The sequence below is a fragment of the Methanofervidicoccus sp. A16 genome, from assembly GCF_003351865.1.
Classification (GTDB): domain Archaea; phylum AGJL01; class Methanococci; order Methanococcales; family Methanococcaceae; genus Methanofervidicoccus.
Genome location: NZ_CP022242.1, coordinates 1,421,013 through 1,439,660, shown reverse-complemented (window position 1 = coordinate 1,439,660; position 18,648 = coordinate 1,421,013). Strand labels below are relative to the sequence as shown.

At 35.2% G+C, this 18,648-nt stretch carries 20 protein-coding genes and 1 tRNA gene; 8 read left to right on the top strand and 13 right to left on the bottom strand.

From position 1 onward, the window contains the following. Nucleotide 1: 1 nt before the first annotated feature. Both CFE53_RS06570 and CFE53_RS06565 read right to left on the bottom strand, forming a co-directional pair. Nucleotides 2-1,099 carry a permease gene (locus CFE53_RS06570; RefSeq protein ID WP_148121046.1) on the bottom strand — a complete coding sequence of 366 codons (1,098 nt, stop codon included), beginning with the start codon at nt 1,097-1,099 and terminating at the stop codon, nt 2-4. Nucleotides 1,100-1,383: 284 nt separating this feature from the next. Continuing rightward, nucleotides 1,384-1,797 (bottom strand): hypothetical protein, encoded by a 414-nt coding sequence (locus tag CFE53_RS06565; protein ID WP_148121045.1) that lies wholly within the window; start codon nt 1,795-1,797, stop codon nt 1,384-1,386. Between the two features lie 182 nt (nt 1,798-1,979). On the opposite strand from CFE53_RS06565, the gene CFE53_RS06560 reads away from it, so the two are divergent. After that, a tRNA-Ser gene (locus tag CFE53_RS06560) sits at nt 1,980-2,068 on the top strand. A gap of 43 nt (nt 2,069-2,111) precedes the next feature. Here CFE53_RS06560 and CFE53_RS06555 read toward each other — a convergent pair. Beyond that, nucleotides 2,112-3,152: an AI-2E family transporter gene (locus tag CFE53_RS06555; RefSeq protein ID WP_148121044.1), complete on the bottom strand. Its 1,041-nt coding sequence runs from the start codon at nt 3,150-3,152 to the stop codon at nt 2,112-2,114. Nucleotides 3,153-3,832: 680 nt separating this feature from the next. Here CFE53_RS06555 and gatD point away from each other — a divergent pair. Next, nucleotides 3,833-5,098 carry a Glu-tRNA(Gln) amidotransferase subunit GatD gene (gene gatD, locus CFE53_RS06550; RefSeq protein WP_148121043.1) on the top strand — a complete coding sequence of 422 codons (1,266 nt, stop codon included), beginning with the start codon at nt 3,833-3,835 and terminating at the stop codon, nt 5,096-5,098. Here gatD and CFE53_RS06545 read toward each other — a convergent pair whose 3' ends face one another. Further along, a complete protein-coding gene (locus CFE53_RS06545; protein ID WP_148121042.1) occupies nt 5,099-5,551 on the bottom strand; it encodes an HAD family hydrolase in 453 nt (150 codons plus the stop codon). Between the two features lie 1,065 nt (nt 5,552-6,616). Between CFE53_RS06545 and CFE53_RS06540 the strand changes: the two genes are divergently transcribed. Beyond that, nucleotides 6,617-7,330 carry a 6-carboxyhexanoate--CoA ligase gene (locus tag CFE53_RS06540; RefSeq protein ID WP_148121041.1) on the top strand — a complete coding sequence of 238 codons (714 nt, stop codon included), beginning with the start codon at nt 6,617-6,619 and terminating at the stop codon, nt 7,328-7,330. A gap of 571 nt (nt 7,331-7,901) precedes the next feature. Here CFE53_RS06540 and cbiB read toward each other — a convergent pair. The 4 genes from cbiB to CFE53_RS06520 all read right to left on the bottom strand — a co-directional run bounded on the left by cbiB (nt 7,902) and on the right by CFE53_RS06520 (nt 11,820). After that, nucleotides 7,902-8,831 carry an adenosylcobinamide-phosphate synthase CbiB gene (gene cbiB, locus CFE53_RS06535; RefSeq protein ID WP_148121040.1) on the bottom strand — a complete coding sequence of 310 codons (930 nt, stop codon included), beginning with the start codon at nt 8,829-8,831 and terminating at the stop codon, nt 7,902-7,904. 2 nt (nt 8,832-8,833) lie between these two features. Then, entirely contained in the window at nt 8,834-10,270 is a 1,437-nt protein-coding gene (locus tag CFE53_RS06530) for a DUF530 family protein (protein ID WP_148121039.1), read from the bottom strand. A 580-nt stretch (nt 10,271-10,850) separates the two neighbouring features. Then, complete coding sequence (locus tag CFE53_RS06525; protein ID WP_148121038.1) at nt 10,851-11,015, bottom strand: RNA-protein complex protein Nop10; 165 nt, start codon at nt 11,013-11,015, stop codon at nt 10,851-10,853. 13 nt (nt 11,016-11,028) lie between these two features. Beyond that, a complete protein-coding gene (locus tag CFE53_RS06520; RefSeq protein WP_148121037.1) occupies nt 11,029-11,820 on the bottom strand; it encodes a translation initiation factor IF-2 subunit alpha in 792 nt (263 codons plus the stop codon). Nucleotides 11,821-11,905: 85 nt separating this feature from the next. Between CFE53_RS06520 and CFE53_RS06515 the strand changes: the two genes are divergently transcribed. The 5 genes from CFE53_RS06515 to CFE53_RS06495 are packed head-to-tail and all read left to right on the top strand — an operon-like array spanning nt 11,906 to nt 14,789. Continuing rightward, entirely contained in the window at nt 11,906-12,487 is a 582-nt protein-coding gene (locus CFE53_RS06515; RefSeq protein WP_148121036.1) for a FumA C-terminus/TtdB family hydratase beta subunit, read from the top strand. 10 nt (nt 12,488-12,497) lie between these two features. Further along, nucleotides 12,498-12,974, top strand: a complete 477-nt coding sequence (locus CFE53_RS06510) for an RNA-binding protein (protein ID WP_148121035.1) — start codon at nt 12,498-12,500, stop codon at nt 12,972-12,974. 7 nt (nt 12,975-12,981) lie between these two features. Then, nucleotides 12,982-13,620 carry a HemK2/MTQ2 family protein methyltransferase gene (locus tag CFE53_RS06505; RefSeq protein ID WP_148121034.1) on the top strand — a complete coding sequence of 213 codons (639 nt, stop codon included), beginning with the start codon at nt 12,982-12,984 and terminating at the stop codon, nt 13,618-13,620. Further along, complete coding sequence (locus tag CFE53_RS06500) at nt 13,620-14,366, top strand: Nif3-like dinuclear metal center hexameric protein (protein ID WP_148121033.1); 747 nt, start codon at nt 13,620-13,622, stop codon at nt 14,364-14,366. Before CFE53_RS06505 ends, CFE53_RS06500 begins: the two co-directional genes overlap by 1 nt. A gap of 9 nt (nt 14,367-14,375) precedes the next feature. Then, on the top strand, nt 14,376-14,789 hold the full coding sequence (locus tag CFE53_RS06495; RefSeq protein ID WP_148121032.1) for a DUF356 domain-containing protein: 414 nt from the start codon (nt 14,376-14,378) through the stop codon (nt 14,787-14,789). 175 nt (nt 14,790-14,964) lie between these two features. Here the strand turns inward: CFE53_RS06495 and CFE53_RS06490 are convergent, their stop codons facing one another. From CFE53_RS06490 to CFE53_RS06470, 5 genes are read right to left on the bottom strand one after another with little or no spacing between them, the layout of a single operon-like run. Then, nucleotides 14,965-15,975: a TRC40/GET3/ArsA family transport-energizing ATPase gene (locus CFE53_RS06490; protein ID WP_148121031.1), complete on the bottom strand. Its 1,011-nt coding sequence runs from the start codon at nt 15,973-15,975 to the stop codon at nt 14,965-14,967. A 4-nt stretch (nt 15,976-15,979) separates the two neighbouring features. Then, the gene (locus tag CFE53_RS06485; RefSeq protein WP_148121030.1) at nt 15,980-16,630 is read right to left on the bottom strand and encodes a DUF116 domain-containing protein; all 651 of its coding nucleotides are present in this window, start codon (nt 16,628-16,630) and stop codon (nt 15,980-15,982) included. Between the two features lie 15 nt (nt 16,631-16,645). After that, nucleotides 16,646-17,428: a 4-phosphopantoate--beta-alanine ligase gene (locus CFE53_RS06480; protein WP_148121029.1), complete on the bottom strand. Its 783-nt coding sequence runs from the start codon at nt 17,426-17,428 to the stop codon at nt 16,646-16,648. A 4-nt stretch (nt 17,429-17,432) separates the two neighbouring features. Next, nucleotides 17,433-18,233, bottom strand: a complete 801-nt coding sequence (locus tag CFE53_RS06475) for a CBS domain-containing protein (RefSeq protein WP_148121028.1) — start codon at nt 18,231-18,233, stop codon at nt 17,433-17,435. Nucleotides 18,234-18,245: 12 nt separating this feature from the next. Further along, the gene (locus CFE53_RS06470) at nt 18,246-18,509 is read right to left on the bottom strand and encodes an RNA repair domain-containing protein (RefSeq protein ID WP_148121027.1); all 264 of its coding nucleotides are present in this window, start codon (nt 18,507-18,509) and stop codon (nt 18,246-18,248) included. Nucleotides 18,510-18,648: the final 139 nt, after the last annotated feature.

Below are 18,648 nucleotides of genomic sequence, written 5' to 3'. Positions count from 1 at the left end.
TTTATTGTAATATAATACCAGTGATATACCCTGCAAATGTGGAGAGTATCACTACAAGGGCTAAGTAGGTAATAGCCTTTATACTTCCAAATACCCTAGAGATTGTAAGTACAGTAGGGATACTTAAACTTGGACCTGCTAAGAGTAGAGCCATAGCAGGCCCAACACCCATCCCTAGGTCCATCAACGTTTTTACAATAGGCACCTCGGTCAATGTTGCAAAGTACATAAGGGCTCCTACTAGGGAGGCTATGAAGTTAGAAAATATGGAGTTTCCACCAACGTATCTACTAATGTACTCAGGTGGAACGAATACACTTATTAAGCCTGCAATGGCCACCCCTATTATTAGGAGAGGGAATAGCATCTTCATTAAGATATAACTCTCTAGGAGCCAGGCTTTTATCTCCTCAGGTTTATACCATCTCTTTACCACTATAGCCAAGATTACAATGAGGATGGCTGTAACAATATGTTTAGTTAGTATTCCACCATAGACAGGTATATTTAGAAGAGGTACAAACTTTGGAGAGGCTGTTATAACGATGAGTATCAACAACTGTATTAGGAAAAATGTCAGAGTTTGATACCAAGGTCTAGAGGTAATACTACTTACACTTCTCCTTATACCTTTACTCTCTCTCTTTTTACCCCCTCTTTCAAAAAGTAATTCCATGGCTAGACCTATAACTATAGAGAAGGATACAGCATATAATGCCCTTAAAAATCCAATGTCCCATCCAAAAACTGCGGCAGAGTAAAAAATTGCAAGGACGTTAATAGCAGGTGCTGAAAAGAGTAAGGTGGTAACAGGCCCTATACTTCCTCCCCGCTTGTAGAGACTGGAGATCAGTGGTAGAATAGTACAGGAACATACTGCAAGGATACATCCACTTACGGCGGCAACGAGGTAGGATATCCTCTTAGGTGTATCTGGACCGAAGTACTTCAATATAAATTGCCTATTTATCATCGTAGCAATACCACCTGCCATAAGAAAGGAAAATGTTAATGCTATCACTCTATTGATACTTAGGTAATCCAATATTGTTTTTATCATGGTGTTTAGGGTGTAGATAAGTAGTTCCGAGATGTCCATAATATCCTCTCTGTTTTTATATTTAGTTAAATTTTTTATTTTATTTTTAATTTTTTAATTTTATATAATTTATTAGTCGTTATTCTTGATCTTTTTTATCTAATACTTTAAAAATATATAAAAATATTTTATTTATCAAGAATTTTAATAAAAATAGTGATAAAAAAATAGTTATAGAGAGATTGAAGTCCTCTCCTTATCGGCTGAAAACCTGTAAAAACAGGTAGCGACCTTATTAATTTTAGTTTTAGTATTTATAGAGAGATACAGGTAAAATAAGATAATTATAAATTGGAGATTATCAACTTTGTTAATATTTTACTTAGGTAGGCAACCTTCTTTGGTTTTAGTATTATTGAGGAGTGATTATTTCCCTTATGGAATCCTATAAGTATAGATGCACTTCTCCTCTCATCGGCAGGGAGGATGGCAATAGATACCCTATTACCATTACCTGCAAAACATGTTCCAATATCCTTTATTCTTCTTAGCATTACACCGTCTTTTTTGAAATCCTTGGTTATATTCTCTGCAGATATGGCGCCATAGTCTAGTAAAGTTGTAAGTAGAGATGCACTTTCAAGATCCATCTCTATTGATTCTATCTCTTTATCATTTTCATCTACCATCTTTAGTTTAATAGCACCCTCACTGTATTCAGGAACTATTGCTGTCCCACGGTTGCTAACCACCCTCATCCCTTCACCTTCTCAATTTTTAACAGTATAAAAGTAAAGATACTCATTTCTATTTTATCTTAGTATATATAACTTACGTTAGTATCTTTTATTAACTAGTATTCTTTAAAATTATGATATTGATGATCATTAATCGAAAAGTTTATATAGTAGTAATATATTTTTACTATAATGGATTTGGTGCGGAGGTGGCCCAGCCTGGTACGGCGCGGGACTGCTAATCCCGTTGGGCGTATGCCCTTCCCGAGTTCAAATCTCGGCCTCCGCGCCATAAGATATTTTTTATATTTCCTATAATTCATATTTTTAGATATTTAAATTGTCTGATTATTCTCTTCATCTTTATACTTTTCCTCCTCTAGTTTTATCCTACATATAGCATCGAAGGCTCCAATAATCAACGGCCCTATAGCAAAACCTCCAAGTCCTAAGGTGAGAGGTCCCATTAAGAAGGCTATTAAAACGAGAGAAGGATGGATATTACTCTCATTTTTTACGATAAGAGGTCTTACTACGAAATCAGGTAGAAGGGATAGAAATATTGAGCCAAAGATAAATATCCCTATACCTTTTAAGATCTCCCCTATTAAGATATAGTACAAAGATAAAGGTATATAAACAGTCCAGCCTCCTACTACTGGCAACAGTGCAAATATACCTGTTAAAACTGCTAATATGAAAGGATTAGGTACGTTAAATATGTAGAACCCTATACCTGCCATGATTCCGATAACAATGGATGTTAAAGCATTGCCTATGAACAAATTTTTATAAGATTCATTTAGTTTATCCAAGAATATCTCTGTCTTTTGATGATATTCCTTAGGAACATGGGAAATTATTACTTTTTTAATGACATCTCCATCTTTTAAAAGATAATAGGTTAAAAACAAAATTACAAGTACCTTTATAAGAAGTATTGGAAGAGCCATAACTTGAAATGCCAATTCTCTTATATGAGGCTCTAAATATGTCCAAATCTGTAATATATTTTTTACTACAGTACCTTCGTTTATATGGAGGTTATAACCTAGTTGGTTGGATATTTCAGTTAAAGTGGTATTTAAAGAGTTAATAGCACTCTGAATATCTATCTGAAGTATAAACATTGTTAAATCTCTCAACACTATAATACCTACTAGTACCGTTGGAATTATAAAAATAAGAAGACAGATCAGCGCAGAAGTAGATCTTCCAAGGTATTTCCTAACTCCATCGTATATAGGTTTGCCCATATATGCAAATGCGCAGGAGAGGGCTATAGCGTCTATAAAAGGATATATTAAATATAAAACTAGGAGAAATACAGATGCCACAAAGATTCTCGTTAATATTTTAAACTCTGTATTATCCATGATATCCCATAATTCTTTATAATTTAGATCTGTATATATTTTTTAGAAGTTAAAATAGTTATAGTTTATGACAATAATAAAGAAGTTATTATTCTAATTATAATAAAATAATTATTATAAAATTAATTAATAAAATTGGAAAATAATAATAAAAAGGACTAATAGGGTATTTTTAGATGCTCTTGGTACCAAAAATAAAAGGTATGGATTCTTCCCAATAAGATTATCGTTTCAATTGTTATTTTTGATGTGATGGTCATATAACAAAGTAGTAATTGATATTAAAATGGAAAAATTTTAACTATTATTTTTTAAAATATTTCTCTTAAAGATATACAGATTCTATAGGAGTTATAGATGGAATTCTACCAAAAGAACATAAAATTATCCTTTTTTTATAGTGTTTTAAGATTATTATTAAGATAAAGCATAATGTATGAGATTTTTTACATACTTATTAATAAAATAACATTATTATTATAATTTTTAAATTTTTTATTTAAATTTTTTATTATTTTTATTATGAAACTGTTGAATTGGAGCATATTTTTATTAATGTTGGTAATTTTAGTTTATTATATTAAATTTATAATAAATATAATAAAACCTAACTTGTTCCTATTAACATATATCTATATTTTTTACTTCGAACTGTAAAAATATCCTAAAATGGTGGAAAAATGGACAACTATCAAATTGGAGACCTAGTCTCTGTAAAAACAGAAAATACTCAATATACAGGTATAGTAATGCCCTCCTTAGATGAAGATATCCTCGTTATCAAGATGAAAAATGGATACAACGTAGGTATTTCAAAGAGGCGGATAGTATCCATAAAAAAGATAGAAGGTGGAGAAACTCCAAAGTATACAAAACCAGAGATTGCCCTTGAAAAGAGGGAAAACCTAAAAAACATCTCTATTCTATCCACTGGTGGTACTGTTGCGTCACGGGTGGATTACAACACTGGTGCAGTTCATCCAGCATTTACTGCAGAGGATTTAATACTTACATTTCCAGAGTTGTTGGAGATTGGAAATATATCAGGTAGGCCCCTTATGAACATACTAAGTGAGAATATATTACCTCTCCATTGGAAAAGGATTGCAGAGGAGATAAAAAGAGAGGTGGAAAGTGGAGCAGAGGGGATCGTTATAACCCACGGTACCGATACTATGCACTACACATCTGCTGCACTTTCCTTTATGGTAGAAACTAACATACCTATCGTACTCGTAGGTGCCCAGAGGAGTAGTGATAGGCCCTCCTCAGACGCCTCTCTGAACCTTATATCTGCAGTGATGGCTGCCACGGAACCTATAAAAGGAGTCTACGTTGTTATGCATGGAGAAAGTGGAGACACCTTTACATACCTCCACGAGGGTGTAAAGGTTAGGAAGTGCCACACCTCCAGAAGGGACGCCTTTAGATCTGTGAATACTATACCCCTTGCAAAGATATACCCAACTTTAAGAAAGATAGAGTATCTAAAGGATGTAGAAAGGGTAGAGGGAGAGGATCCTAAGGTTGAAATAAACACCAATTTAGAGGAGAGAGTGGCCCTAGTAAAGGTATATCCAGGAATAGATGGGGAGATAATTAACTATTATGTAGATAGGGGGTATAAAGGTATCCTACTTGAAGGCACCGGGTTAGGACATGCTCCAGAGACTATCTTCGATAACATAAAGTATGCTGTAGATAGGGGTGTTTTAGTGACTATGACCTCCCAGTGTATAAATGGTAGGGTAAATATGAACGTATACTCCAATGGTAGAAAACTTCTAAGGTTAGGTGTAATACCCTGTGAGGACGTGCTCCCTGAAGTGGCGTTAGTTAAGATGATGTATCTACTTGGAAACTATCCATTGGAAGAGGCTAAGAGGCTACTAACTAAGAACCTCAAGGGAGAGATAACACCATCTACAAGGTTTGACTGCTACTAACTACCCCCTAAGTGTTGCTATCAATCTTTTTTCCTTCAGTAGTAGATTTATGGCATCAACTATATCACATACTACAACATCTGCAGAGAGGAGGAGTTTAGCACTACATCCCTCTCTTCCTATAACTGCTATACTTAACTCTGCATTTTTAAATACTCCTATATCGTTGTTGCCGTTGCCTATTCCAATGTATGGAGTGTATTTTTTGGCAACTTCTGTTTTTTCTTCAGTATCTCTTATAACCTCCAAGGTTATACTATCCAATTCCTTAAATATTTCCTTGGCATTTCCAAGGGTATCTGCAGTTAGAACAACTATCTTGTAAGTTTTACTTAGTTCTTTCAAGAGATCCAATACCTCTTTATCTATATGTCCGTCTACTGCTAATGTACCGTTTAAATCGAATATAACATTTCTGGCTGTGATTCTCTTGTAGTTTGGAATGTCTAACATGGAGATTACCTGATAACTTTTATAGAGAATTGAATAAAAACTATTTTGAACCTATATAAATTATTAATAGTTATGATAAAAATAATAGTATTATAAATATAAATAAACAATTAAAATCAGAAAACTAAATGTGATTATAATTCTCCATTTACATTGAGTACTGGGAACGGGTCAGTTTTTGTTAACCTTTTTAAAATATTACTTTTTAACTTTATTTTATTTTTTATTTTATAATTTCACTTTTTATAGTCCTCTAATTCCTATCAAAATAATAAATTTATAAAAAAATAATGATAAAATTGCCCTAGTTCCCACCAAAGTGATAATATAAAAAATATTAATAAAATAAAAATAAGGATAAAACTAAAAAATTAAAAAGTAATCCTACCTCTGTTTCTTCAGTGTCTAATATATGAAGAAAGGGTTATTTTATTTTTTACATTATCAGAATTTTATTCCTTTTATTATTCCTCTTAGAAACTTTTATTATCTTATCATAATAAAATTATTATCCTAGTTCTCATCAAAAAAATAGTTTAAAAATAATAATGATCAATAAAATTATAATAATTAAAAAAATTAGAAGAAATTAAAAATAAAAAACTTCTATTATCCTAGATACAAAATTTTAAAAAGAAGATTGGAGGTGAATGATCCTCTGAAGATCTTCTAATATGGTGGATACCAAAATAAGATTTCTTATCTTACCTAAGTGTTCAGAAAGATCCCTAAGGGTATTTAATAATTTTTATATTGGTTATTTTCACTGTTCTTTTAATCCCTACTGATGGAAACTAAGGTTTTTTCTAGTCTTTTTTATTATTCTTATTTTTATTATTTAAATATTATTTAAATCGTTACTTTGATGGGAATTAAGGTTTAATTTAATAATTTTATTATATAATTATTTTATTTATTTTATTATTTAGTTAGTTTGTCATTATTATTATAGAGATTTTAAAGCAATAACTAAATTTTTTCCTTTAACTAAATTTTAGAAGGGCAGGAAAACTCCTGAAAAAATGGGTAATTAGTATAAATACTATAAAACCTATAGATAGATGTATGTACAGCATAAAGATGAGAGCATCGAAAAATGGTAGACATATCTCAGGGGCAGAAACTATAGTTGAAAAGGAGAAAATAGAGGAGTACGCCATTAAATTCATAAGGAGGGCATTCTCTCACGAGAATGGAGTTCCAGATTTCATAAACATAAAGATCGAGGAGATTAAAGAGGATATAAAGTACATAGATCATCTACCTATTAAAACTATTGAGTCTAAAAGTAAGGAGGAAGCCAGAGAGGTTGCCAAGGATATTTTGAAAAAAGAAGGGATAAAGGAGGATATAATAGAGAAAGCATTTAAAATAGTAGATAAAGGAGGTATGAGGGGAGCAAGTATAATGAATTTAGAGGGAGATAGGCTGGAACCTGACAGGGAGAGAGGTGTGAGGGTAAAGTGCATATCTACATCTGAGGAGTTAAAAGAGAGGATATTAAAGGATAATCTGGGAACAGAGAGAACTGTAGATGCTATAGCAATAGCAACTAAGGTTATAGATCTGGGAGTTGTTGCAGAGTTGTGTATCTCAGATAATCCGTCCTATACCACAGGTTATGTAGCCACTAAAAAGGGATACTTTAGGATTACAAATTTAAAGGAGAGGGGGGAACCGGGGGGCAGGGTGTTCTTTGTAGATATTCCTAAGGAGGATAGGGAGAGGTTGGAGAGGTTGATAAGGGATCTGGAGAATAGGCCCTATATTGTGAGATAAAAATTAATAATTATCTGGAGATTAAAATAAAATCCCTGATTCCTAATTAAAATAATATTAAAAATAATAAAACAATAATTATAAAAGATATTAAAAATTCTACTCAAATTAAAAATAATAAAAATAAATGTAGGATGATATTCGTTTATTTCTTTATTTATTTAAAATATTTTTTATATTACCTTAGTTCCCATCAGTAGTGATTAAAAGAACAGTGAAAATGATAATTGTTATAATAAAAATCACGATTAAAATATCAGATAAGACCATTAAACTATAAGGATCTTTCTGATCACTTAGATAAAGATAAGAAATCCTATCTGATATCTACTATATTAGAAGGTATTTAAAGAACTATCCCTCCAATCTCCTTTTTAAATTTTGTATTTGGTAATGATAGAAGTTTTTATTTTAAAATCTTTTCTTTATTTTATTTTATAATTATTTTTATTATTCTTTAAACTATCCTTTTGATGGAAACTAGGGTTTTTTATATTATTTTTATCAGAATTTTTTTAGTAATATGTTATTTCTCCATTACTATTCTTCCCATCCAGATCCCCAATAACCACTATTTAATTAATAACCAATACAAAAGAGTATAAAGTACAAGGAAAGATATCACCACAATATCTACTGCCTTTAAAGAGTCGTAAGCCTTCTTAAGATCTATCTTTCCCTCTCCCAGTTTGTAGTATCCTATTTTCTCAAGGGTCATATTTAAACTGTTGGCAACCGTTGCCATGGTATAGCCTGAATTTGGAGAGGGAGTTTTAGAACCCTCCTTAAGGAAACCGTATAGTGCCCTCCTTACACTTCCACCATAGAGTGGCGAGGTTATTACAAGGAGTAGTCCTGCAACACGTGAAGGTATAATATTTAATATGTCATCTAAGCGAGCAGCTAACTTGCCGTAGTATTCATATTTCTCGTTTCTGTATCCTATCATAGCGTCTAAGGTATTCACAGCCCTGTAGAGAAAGGCTCCAGGAAGTCCAAAGAGTGCTCCATATATTAGAGGAGCGATAATACTGTCTGTGATATTTTCAGATAGACTCTCCACCGATGCAGATAGGATATGTTCAACATCTAACTTTGAAGTATCCCTACTTACGATACACTGAAGATGTTTCCTTGCACCCTCTATATCTCCCTCTTTTATACATTCTATAGGTCTCCTTGAAAAGTCCAGAAGAGACTTATACCCTATTGTCGTCGAGAGAATAAGGGAGTAGAGAGGGTACTGAAGAATCTCAGGTAATCTATTTATAGATATCTCAAGGGCGTAGGATAATAAAAGTACCACTGTTAAAGTAATTAATGTAGTAAGGGATCCAAAAAGGAGATCTCTAACTTTATTCCTTGAGTAGGTAGATTTAAAAATATCCTCCAGAAAATAGATCAACCTACCTATCCAAACTACAGGGTGTATCCTCTCAGGAGGTTCTCCAAGAACTCTATCCAATATAACAGCGCCCCAGAGTATTAGAGGATTGAGCATAGTTACAACCTACTGAGGGCATCTAAGAACCTCTTTGTCCTCTCCCTCTTTATAGAGTTGTACTTCTCTAACTTCTTTATATCTATTCCCTTTTTACTCAAAAGGGATTTCAATTTATCTATAGGAGCCATATTTTTAAGGATCTCCTCAACATCCTCCCTTTTGAATCCGTACCTCTCCACCTCGTCCCACCCATGGACTAGATATAGGGCTACTCCTCCAAGGTTCTTAATAGGAATGCTGTACTTTGGAAGTTCCCTCTCAAGTAGGAATTTAACATCTAAAACATTTACAGGATCTATTCCATCTATCTCCATCCACTTAAGATTTAAGGGAGAAGGTGTAGTAAGAATAGATGGGAACATACTAGACCTATCCCTCTCATCGGGAGTCTTATAGAGGTAGTATTTAAAGACATCTTGAGAGAGATACTTTACAACTGTACTGTATGAGAGATTTTCCGAGATCTCCCTCTCAACCTTGAGAGCACTCTCCAACTCCTTTACTGGTTTTCCTCCTCTGTAGAGTCCCAACCTCTCCAACTCCTCCCTCATCCTTATCCTCTTTATCTTCAACTCCTCCAATACCCTAATATCTATAGTTCCCTCATCTACATCCTCCCTTAGATCTAACACAGTACTCCTATATCTCTCTATTAATTTTCTCTGATGTTCAGAGAGTTTTTCCTCGTAATTCTTTTTTATCTTCTCCTCTATCTCGTTCCAATAAGCCAGTAAATAAGTCAGTGCCAAGGTTTTCCTTACATAACCGTCGGATATCAGTTTATTTTTAGTGTAGTTTTTCTTTATAGAGGTTATAAGTACATCTCCGTAGTTTTTCTTAAGGTATCCCTCATAATCTTCCTCTTCTATCTTTACCCTTTTTAACTTCCTCTTTCCATCCTCCATTACTAGAAATGTTATAGTAACAGAACTAACTGCCCCCTTGCCCTCGGACTCCAATATATTTAAAAGTCTCTTGTACGTCCTAATAAAGAGAGTTGGCATATTGAAGAGTATATCTTTATTGGAGCCGTCGTAAGGTAGAAAATGTACTATTCTCCTATTTCCCTCTTTCTCCTTTAGATGTCCTAAGGCTATCCTGTGGGACACTATAGCGTACCTTACCCTCTCCAGTACCCCCTTCTTCTCATCCACCATCCTCCTAAGGTAGGAGACGTAAGACTTTATCTCGTAGAGATCCTCCTCATCACACCCCTTTAACTTCCCAACACCTATAAAGGGAGTATCGAAACCCTGTAATTCCATCTTCTCCTTTAACTCCTCTAAAATTTTTAAATTCCTACTTAAAATATCTATTAAATTATTATAGAAATCACTATCTAAATTCTCTGAAAATTTTAATGATATTTCCTCTCTAAATTTTGACAACTCCTCTAAAAATTCATTACATCTCCTGATCAAAACACTACTATCCATAATTTCACAACCTTAAGCCTCACCTCTATAGTGAGAGGTGGCAACTGAAAAGTATGCAATTAAAACTATCCTTGGGACCCCTAAACATTGAAAGATGGTACTTCCAGGAGTTTTTATTTTTCTTCTTCTTTATTAAATTAATATTTTTTAATTTTTATAATAATTGTTTATCTTAGTTCCCATCAGTAGTGATTAAAAGAATAATAAAAGATAATATAAAAATCATTAAATATCCAAGATCTTTCCGGAGCCCTTAGTTAAGATAGGAGATCTTATTCTAATTTCCTGTATTAAAAGATATTCAGAGGATCATTTTCCTTCAATCCTCTTTTTAAAATGTTATATCTAGGATAACAGAAGTTTTTTATTTTTTAAACATTTTTATTTTATTTTTATTTTTAATTTTTTCTTATTTTTTATCTTATTATTTTTATAATTCTTATTATTTTTTAAACTATCCTTTTGATGGGAATTAGAATAATTTAAAATAATTGTTAAATATACAAAAGAAGTTATTGAGCAACATTGGACACTTATTCTTTATAGAGACATTCTGAAAGGAGTAGAATAGGGAATTTTATTATTCCTTACCCTTTAATCTCTTCTTCAACATCCTCCTGTACTTGCCATATCTGTCCTCTAAGGAGAACCTCGGTGGTTTAACAGTTACAGTCCTCTCTCCACAGGCACTACAGATATCCTTCAAGGTGTATCTCTTACATTTTGGGCACTTTCTTATCCTCATGTTTTCAACTTATTTAGTGGTACTCCCTTACGAAACTACCTTCTCCTCCCTTGTACTTCTTTATATGTTTTATAGCGGTATCTGCAACTTTCTTCAGTACCTCCTCCCCACTCTTATAGTCTGGAGCCTCAACCTCTATCCTGTACTTTGGAGCCCCGATGTATCTTATATCTACAACAACATCCTCGTAGGGATTGGCCTTTAATGCCTTCTTCAGAACTTTCTTTATAACCTTGATACCGTCAGGTTCTGTTGTAGTAATTGTTAATACACCATCCACCTTTACAGTAGGCAACTCTATGTTCTCCACTGCCACCTCGTAGAGTACATTTCTCCACTCCTCAGGAATATCCAACTCCTCTAAGATCTCTTTACCCTCTATGGCGATACACTCTAAGGCGTTGTAGAGTTCTCCAAATTCTTCCTCTAACTTGTATCCTACCTCCTCCCATGCCTCCTCAAGGGACTTCCCAAGTTTCTCCCCTGCAAACTGTAGCAACTTCTCCGCCCTCTGGAATCTCTTCCACTCCTGGATTTTAGCCTTTTTCTGCTGTTCTGTAACTCTCTTTAGGGATAGATCTATATGTCCCTTCTTCCTATCCACCCTCATTACCTTTGCCACTACCCTCTGGCCCCTTTTAACATGATCCCTTATATTCTTTACCCATCCAGAGGATACCTCAGATATATGAATCATTCCCTCTCTATTTGGATACTCCAACAACTCTACAAATGCCCCATAAGGTTTAACATCTACAACTGTACCTATAACCAACTCTCCCTCCTCTGGGAAATCCTTTCTCATCCTCTCACCTAATCATTTTTAAATATTTTTAAATGATGATTATTATTATAATTATTAATAAAATATATAAATCTATGGTGAAAATGTGAAGTTAAAAACCCCTATATCAAAGGATACAGTGTATAAATTGAAGGTTGGAGATATAGTTTATCTCAATGGAAGGATATATACAGGTAGGGATGAGGCTCATATAAATATTATAAGGGGGTCCGATAGAGAGGATATAAAGGAGATCGTAAATAAGTTAAAGGATGGTGTGATATACCACGCTGGACCAATAATGAAAAAAGTAGGAGATAGATGGAGATGTGTATCCATAGGACCTACAACCTCTGCAAGGATGAACGAGGTAGAGGAGGACTTTATAAGGATTACTGGCATCTCTGCCATAGTTGGGAAGGGAGGAATGAAGGGAGATCTACTAAATGTCTTTAAAGAGTATGGAGTTGTCTACCTCGCCGCCCCTGGAGGGTGTGCAGCACTACTTGCAGATGCAGTGGTAGATGTAAAGGGAGTATATCTAGAGGAGTTAGGTATGCCAGAGGCTATATGGGAACTTGAGGTTGAAAACTTCGGTCCCTTAATAGTTGCAATGGATTCCCATGGGAGGAGTATCTACGAGGAGGTAAATAGGGAGGTAATGAGAAAACTTAAAGAGTTGATTTAACGGTGAGATGTTGGAGATAAAGAGGAGACATCATTTAAAAAAGAAGGAGTTGAAAAAGGTATTGGAGGAGTTGAGAGACGCCTTTGGAGTGGAGATCCCTAAGAAGGTTAAAGGCGAGGTTTTAGTAGTAGATAACTACGAGGTAATGCTCATAGATGGAGAACCTACCCTTTTCAAGGTAGAGGATAAATTGTACCCTACACTTCACTGTATAATGAAGTACAATATAGAGAGGGGAAAGGTTGTGGTGGATATGGGCGCTGTGAGGTTCTTAGTTAAGGGGGCAGATGTTATGGCTCCAGGTATAGTAGATGCAGATGAGGATATTAAGGAGGGAGACATGGTCTTTGCAGTAGATGAAACCCACAACAAACCTCTTATAGTTGGTAGGGCGTTGATGGATGGAGTTACGATGAAAAACTCCAATAGAGGTAGGGCTATAAAAACCCTCCACTACGTTGGAGATGCCATCTGGAACCTTAAGTAGGGATATGATGGGGGGAGTGATAAAGATAAGGGATATTGTTTTAAAGGTTCATCCCTTAGTGTATGAACCTGCAGAGGACAGTATCCTCCTCATGGATAACTTGGTGGATGTTAGAGGTAAGAAGGTTTTAGATATGGGGACAGGTACTGGCATACAAACTATAAATGCAGTGAAAAAGGGCTGTGATGTTGCTGTGGGAGTAGATATAAATCCCTATGCAGTGGAGTTAAGTAAGGAAAATGCAGAGTTAAACGGTTTAGAAGTAGGTAGAGAAGTATTTTTCTTTCAGAGCGATCTATTTAAGGGTATGGATAGAATAATGGAAAATCTTAATATAGATAAATTTGACGTTATCCTCTTTAATGCACCTTACCTCCCAACCTCTCAGGAGGAGAAATTAAAGGATTGTATAAACTACGCCTTTGACGGAGGGATCGATGGAAGGAAGGTATTGGATAGATTCATCTCGGAGGTTGGAGAGTATTTAAAGGAGGATGGGATAATTCAGATAGTACAGTCCTCCCTAACTGGAGAGAGGAGAACCTTTGAAATGTTGAAGAGATACGGATTTAAAGGTGAAAAAACTGCAGTTATGAGATTCTTCTATGAGGAGATACAGTTAATAACTGCTAAAAGGGTGAAGTGATGGAGAAGGTACTGGCAAGGGATGTGATATCTTTCATTGAAGAGTTTGCCCCACCTGATCTGGCGATAGAGGGAGACAATACAGGACTTCAAGTTGGAGGAGATTTAGAGAAACCTGTTAAAAAGATAGGTGTAGCACTGGATCCTTCATTGAAGGTTATAAAGAGAACTGTTGATGAAGGAGTGGATTTTCTATTTACCCATCATCCACTTTTAAAGGATGGAGTAAAAAACTTCGAGGGAATAATCTACGAAAAACTGAAGAAACTAATAAGTAAGGATATTATTCTCTACTCTGCACATACCAATTTGGACATCTGTGAAGGGGGATTAAACGACGCCTTGGCTGAACTCTACAATTTAAAGGATGTAAAGTATCTATACGAGAATGGACTGGGAAGGGTGGGAATCTACGAGGGAGATTTAGAGGAGATATTAGATATTACAGAGAGATATATCTGTAAAAATCCTACAGTTATAAACAGTGAAGTTGTAAAGAATAGGGACATCTTAAAGGTGGCTGTACTCTCAGGTTATGGACTGTCCCAGAAAAATATAGAGTACGTGTCTAAGGTGGCAGATGTTTATATATCAGGTGATCTAACACACCATGCAAGAATACTGGCGGAGGACCTAAACCTTTGCGTTATAGATGGAGGACACTACGGCACTGAAGTTTATGGATTGAAGTATTTTTCAAATTACCTTAAAGAGTTAGGTGTAGAGGTAATAACTTTGGACTTTTAAGGTGAAATTATGGTTCTACTACTAATTAGAGGAGACAACTACAAGAAGATCAAAAACGCCCTTGCAGATATTCACAGACATGGAAAACTTACAATCATTGGAAAACCGAGGATCATAGTCCCAGAGGCTGCAGACGAGATTTTGAGACATATACTTGGAAGTATTAAAAAACCTTGTAAGAGAGCCTGTTTAGTTAGAATCCAGGAGAGTGCACCAAAGGCAATTGACAGAATAAGGAAGATACATCCACCTGCACACATAGTGGTTATAAGTGAGAGGTACGAGCCTTACCATTATTTAATGAGGGATCTTCCTAAGATGCCAGTGTTAAAGGGCTTTTACAAGAGTAAAGATAGAGAGGAGAAAGGTGAGAACAATATTAAAAACCCTAATTCTCATCGAAAAGCAATAAAAAATAAATAATTATACTTATTTTAAAAACTCACTAAATAACTTACAGTAATTTAAGATATTTCCAAAAAAAGATTAATATTTATTATTTTTTAATAATTTTAATAATTAGTTTAAAAAATTAAATAATAAATTTTATCTGCTTTTTGATGAATAGAATTTAAAACCTACTTTTATAAAAAAGTAATTAACTATTGTTCTCCTTATCACCGTAGAGTATCTTGGCTATCTCCCTGAGGGTTTCTACACCCTTAGCCTCTGTCTTTAAAAGAGGTACATGGGCTATAACCTTATCTCCAAACTTCTCCTCTATCATCTTCAACCTACCCATCTGAAGTTTTCTCCTAGATCTACAGAAATCACATTCAACGTCCTCAGGTATAACCTGATTTACTATAACTGCATCTATAGGTATGTTGTACTTCTCGAGAGCCTTCATCGCCCGTTCACTCTCTAATATACTCATCTCCTCAGGTATTACTACCAACCTAAAGGAAGTTCTATTTGGATCTGCAAGTATCTCCCTGGCTCTGGTGATCTTCCTCTTCATTTCCTCTAATTCCTTCAGGACTTTGTCGTAATCTATGTCTTCATCTCCTCCACTGAAGGGCATCAACTTCTTCATCATCTTCATCATTCCGCTGATCTGTTTTTTAAACTTGATCATCTTCGTCATATACTTGTCCATCAACTCAGGTAAACCTAAGAATCTCAAAGTGTGTCCAGTTGGAGCAGTATCGAATATAACTACATCGAAGTCGTTGTTGTCTATATATTTAAGGAATACATCGAAGGCTGCACTCTCATCAGTTCCTGGAGATAGGGCTGCCATCTCCATCTGTTCCTCCAACAAACCTCCAAGCATAGGATTCTCATCTAACTGCTTCTTCAACTTCTCCTTATACTCCTCCATGGCCTTCTGAGGATCTATCTCCACAACGTAGAGGTTATCTACTTCCTTTACCTTAGTAGGTTCATGGCCAAACTCCTGCTCAAAACTATCCCTTAAAGAGTGTGCAGGATCTGTAGATACTATAACAGTCTTTAATCCCTGGTCTGCACAGTATATACCAGTTGCAGCACTCATGGTGGTCTTTCCTACTCCTCCCTTACCTCCAAACATAATATACTTTGTACCCTCCTGCTCCAACTTTTTCTTAGTTATGTTCTTTAATGTATCCTTGATCTTAGATAGCACTCTATCACCTGTTATCTTTTATCCTTGTAATTAACTCCTCAACATCTACAGAGGTACGTATGCAACCATCCTTTAAAAGAGGTTGTCCCTGTACAGGTATGCCCTTTCTAGATAGGTAGTTCATACCGTAGAAGAGATCCCTGTAGCAGGAGACACCAAAAACTCCTGTAGGTTTCTTCTCTTTTAATATTCTCTTTATGAATGTAGAGCCTGGGATTATATATACCTCGTAGTTGTTCTCCTTAGCAACTTTTATTATATATCCTAAGGGACATCTTTTGCAGAAAACACACTCTACACCGTTTATTCCCAACTTGGCAGGACACTTTATATCCCTTAAACAATGAGGAAGTATAAGTACTTTCCTCTCGGCGTTCTTAAAGGGTTGGTAGTAGTACCTGTTGTAGAAGTCTATACCTATCCTGTAGAATGTGTCCTCTGTACCTACCATTAGACATAACTTTAAAAGTATAGGATGGAAGTTATCCATTATATATAAAAATACCTCTGGAAAGAGTAATTTATTTCTCTTTACTAGGAAATATCCAAGTATTAAAGTTGTAAGTACTATGATAAACCCTAAGAGTATAATTAAAGCTGCCAGTATTCCTAAAACTTCTAAGAAACCTGACAACCCCAACCCATCAAAAAACATGCTCTTCACATATTTTTAATTGAATTGTAAATTCCTCAACCTGTTGTATATATGATCCAGCATATCTTTTAAATTTTTCCTATTGTCGAATTCCTCTACAATTCTCTGGAGTTCTTCCCTACCTAGGTTCTTATACTCTTTAACATACTTCCTAAGAAGTGGCAGGCATCTAGTTAGTTCATCTACTATGGTAACTGTAGATCTCTGGGCAGTTCTAGAGAGTGGATTTAGATCTATGGATATTACCTTCTTGCCCATCTTCACAAGAGCCTCAGTTCTGTCTCCGTCCTCCAAGGGTACAAGGACAACATCTGCAGAGTATATTCCCTCCTGGGAAACCTTTCCCCTTGCACTCTCCAAGTTAGGTATCTGTTTGTTGGCATCTTCTACCCCTAAGATCTTAATTTTACCCTTTCTTATTTTCTCCCTAATAACAGGATCCTCCTCGAAGAACTCCTTAATCCTTCTCAACCTTTCCTCACTTCTATAAAATAGATTCACCTCAATCTTCCCATTCAACTCCTCTGCAAGTTTAACGATCTCCTCCCTAGCCAATGCCACTGTATTGCCGTTAACTGAGATGACAGGGTTCTCAGCCAGTACCAACATGGCAGAGGCAGTTTTTATAGCCCTTAGGGCAATATCTGTAGTCTTCTCTCCTATGAGGTAGTCGAAGGTCTCCCCTCTACCATGGGCTATAAGGCCTGCCTTTGCAAGTATTCCTCTATCTAACGCCTCAACTATCTTCTCTCTATTTAGGAGGGATTTATACCTTGGATGGCTCTTTGGGATATTCATAGTATCAAGTTATATGGTTTCTTTTCGATGTAAGTTCGTATATTCCACAGGAGTCGTTGTTCTCCTCATCAACTATCTCGATATCCTCGATAGATTTTAAACCTAAACTGTCGGCAGTTCTCTCTATCCCTAACTTTCTATCTGTATCGATCTCTATAACGTAGGCTTCCAATGTAGGGATCTTAAGGATATTACAGGCGACAGCCCTATGGTGTCCATCTACAAGGATGTACTGATCGTCTCTATCCTTCTTCTTTATAACAATTATGGGCTCAGCGAGGCCCCTCTTCAACTCGTATATTCTACCCTGCAATTCATCCTCGTAGATCTTACCCTGGGTTGGCCTGATTTTATTCACTGGAATGGTATCTGTATACACCTTAACATTGAATCCCAACTTTCTATAGGCGTCCACTATCTTATTCAACTTCTCTGGAGTAGTTTTCTCTATCTGGGATCTTATAACGTCAGTGTTGGTGATTATACCCAATAGTCTATCTTCCTCGTCTATAACAGGCAGTTTTGAAAACCCTGTCCTAAACATTAACCTTCCAACATCCCTTATATTAGCATCTGGCCTAGTAGTTATCATCTTTTCTCTTCTAACCATTATATTCTCTATCCTCTCATTCTCATCCCTACCTATTAGATCGTGAACTGAGACAATACCCACTACTTTCCCTTTAGAAACCACAGGAAATGTATCGTGGGATGTTTTCTTAATAAGTTCAATTACATCTCTCACAGTATCCTCTGGACTGACATAACATACATTCCTCGTCATATACTCCTCCACTTTAACCATAGACGACCCTTCCTATCTTGTACTCTTTCTATATAGAACCTCTCCAGTCTTTCTGTTTCTGATCTCAAGTATCCTATGGAGTGGGATAGATGTAGTTTCACAACCTCTTTCAAATACTATAAAGGATCCTTTAATACTTATCTTATCTATTGGGACTATCTTTTTAATATTACAATATTTACCGTCCCTTTCCTCTCTATGCAAATATACTATCTCGTAATCTTCGGGAGAATAGTTAGGATGCCAAATTATCTTGTTTATCAGTTTTTTTAACATAATTTTATAAAAAATTTTTATTATTAATTTTAATTATTTATTATTTATAAATTATAGTCATCTAAGAAACGAAATTAGTTTCTTATGTAGAAATATTATATAAGGGATAAAAAGCATCTCTACGCCGGTATGACTACGA

Excerpts from the sequence above, each read along its gene's own strand:
- CFE53_RS06570 (WP_148121046.1), bottom strand. The coding sequence starts at position 1,099 with ATGGACATCTCGGAACTACTTATCTACACCCTAAACACCATGATAAAA.
- CFE53_RS06565 (WP_148121045.1), bottom strand. The coding sequence starts at position 1,797 with ATGAGGGTGGTTAGCAACCGTGGGACAGCAATAGTTCCTGAATACAGT.
- CFE53_RS06555 (WP_148121044.1), bottom strand. The coding sequence starts at position 3,152 with ATGGATAATACAGAGTTTAAAATATTAACGAGAATCTTTGTGGCATCT.
- gatD (WP_148121043.1), top strand. The coding sequence starts at position 3,833 with ATGGACAACTATCAAATTGGAGACCTAGTCTCTGTAAAAACAGAAAAT.
- CFE53_RS06545 (WP_148121042.1), bottom strand. The coding sequence starts at position 5,551 with ATGTTAGACATTCCAAACTACAAGAGAATCACAGCCAGAAATGTTATA.
- CFE53_RS06540 (WP_148121041.1), top strand. The coding sequence starts at position 6,617 with ATGTACAGCATAAAGATGAGAGCATCGAAAAATGGTAGACATATCTCA.
- cbiB (WP_148121040.1), bottom strand. The coding sequence starts at position 8,831 with ATGCTCAATCCTCTAATACTCTGGGGCGCTGTTATATTGGATAGAGTT.
- CFE53_RS06530 (WP_148121039.1), bottom strand. The coding sequence starts at position 10,270 with ATGGATAGTAGTGTTTTGATCAGGAGATGTAATGAATTTTTAGAGGAG.
- CFE53_RS06525 (WP_148121038.1), bottom strand. The coding sequence starts at position 11,015 with ATGAGGATAAGAAAGTGCCCAAAATGTAAGAGATACACCTTGAAGGAT.
- CFE53_RS06520 (WP_148121037.1), bottom strand. The coding sequence starts at position 11,820 with ATGAGAAAGGATTTCCCAGAGGAGGGAGAGTTGGTTATAGGTACAGTT.
- CFE53_RS06505 (WP_148121034.1), top strand. The coding sequence starts at position 12,982 with ATGGGGGGAGTGATAAAGATAAGGGATATTGTTTTAAAGGTTCATCCC.
- CFE53_RS06500 (WP_148121033.1), top strand. The coding sequence starts at position 13,620 with ATGGAGAAGGTACTGGCAAGGGATGTGATATCTTTCATTGAAGAGTTT.
- CFE53_RS06495 (WP_148121032.1), top strand. The coding sequence starts at position 14,376 with ATGGTTCTACTACTAATTAGAGGAGACAACTACAAGAAGATCAAAAAC.
- CFE53_RS06485 (WP_148121030.1), bottom strand. The coding sequence starts at position 16,630 with ATGTTTTTTGATGGGTTGGGGTTGTCAGGTTTCTTAGAAGTTTTAGGA.
- CFE53_RS06480 (WP_148121029.1), bottom strand. The coding sequence starts at position 17,428 with ATGAATATCCCAAAGAGCCATCCAAGGTATAAATCCCTCCTAAATAGA.
- CFE53_RS06475 (WP_148121028.1), bottom strand. The coding sequence starts at position 18,233 with ATGGTTAAAGTGGAGGAGTATATGACGAGGAATGTATGTTATGTCAGT.
- CFE53_RS06470 (WP_148121027.1), bottom strand. The coding sequence starts at position 18,509 with ATGTTAAAAAAACTGATAAACAAGATAATTTGGCATCCTAACTATTCT.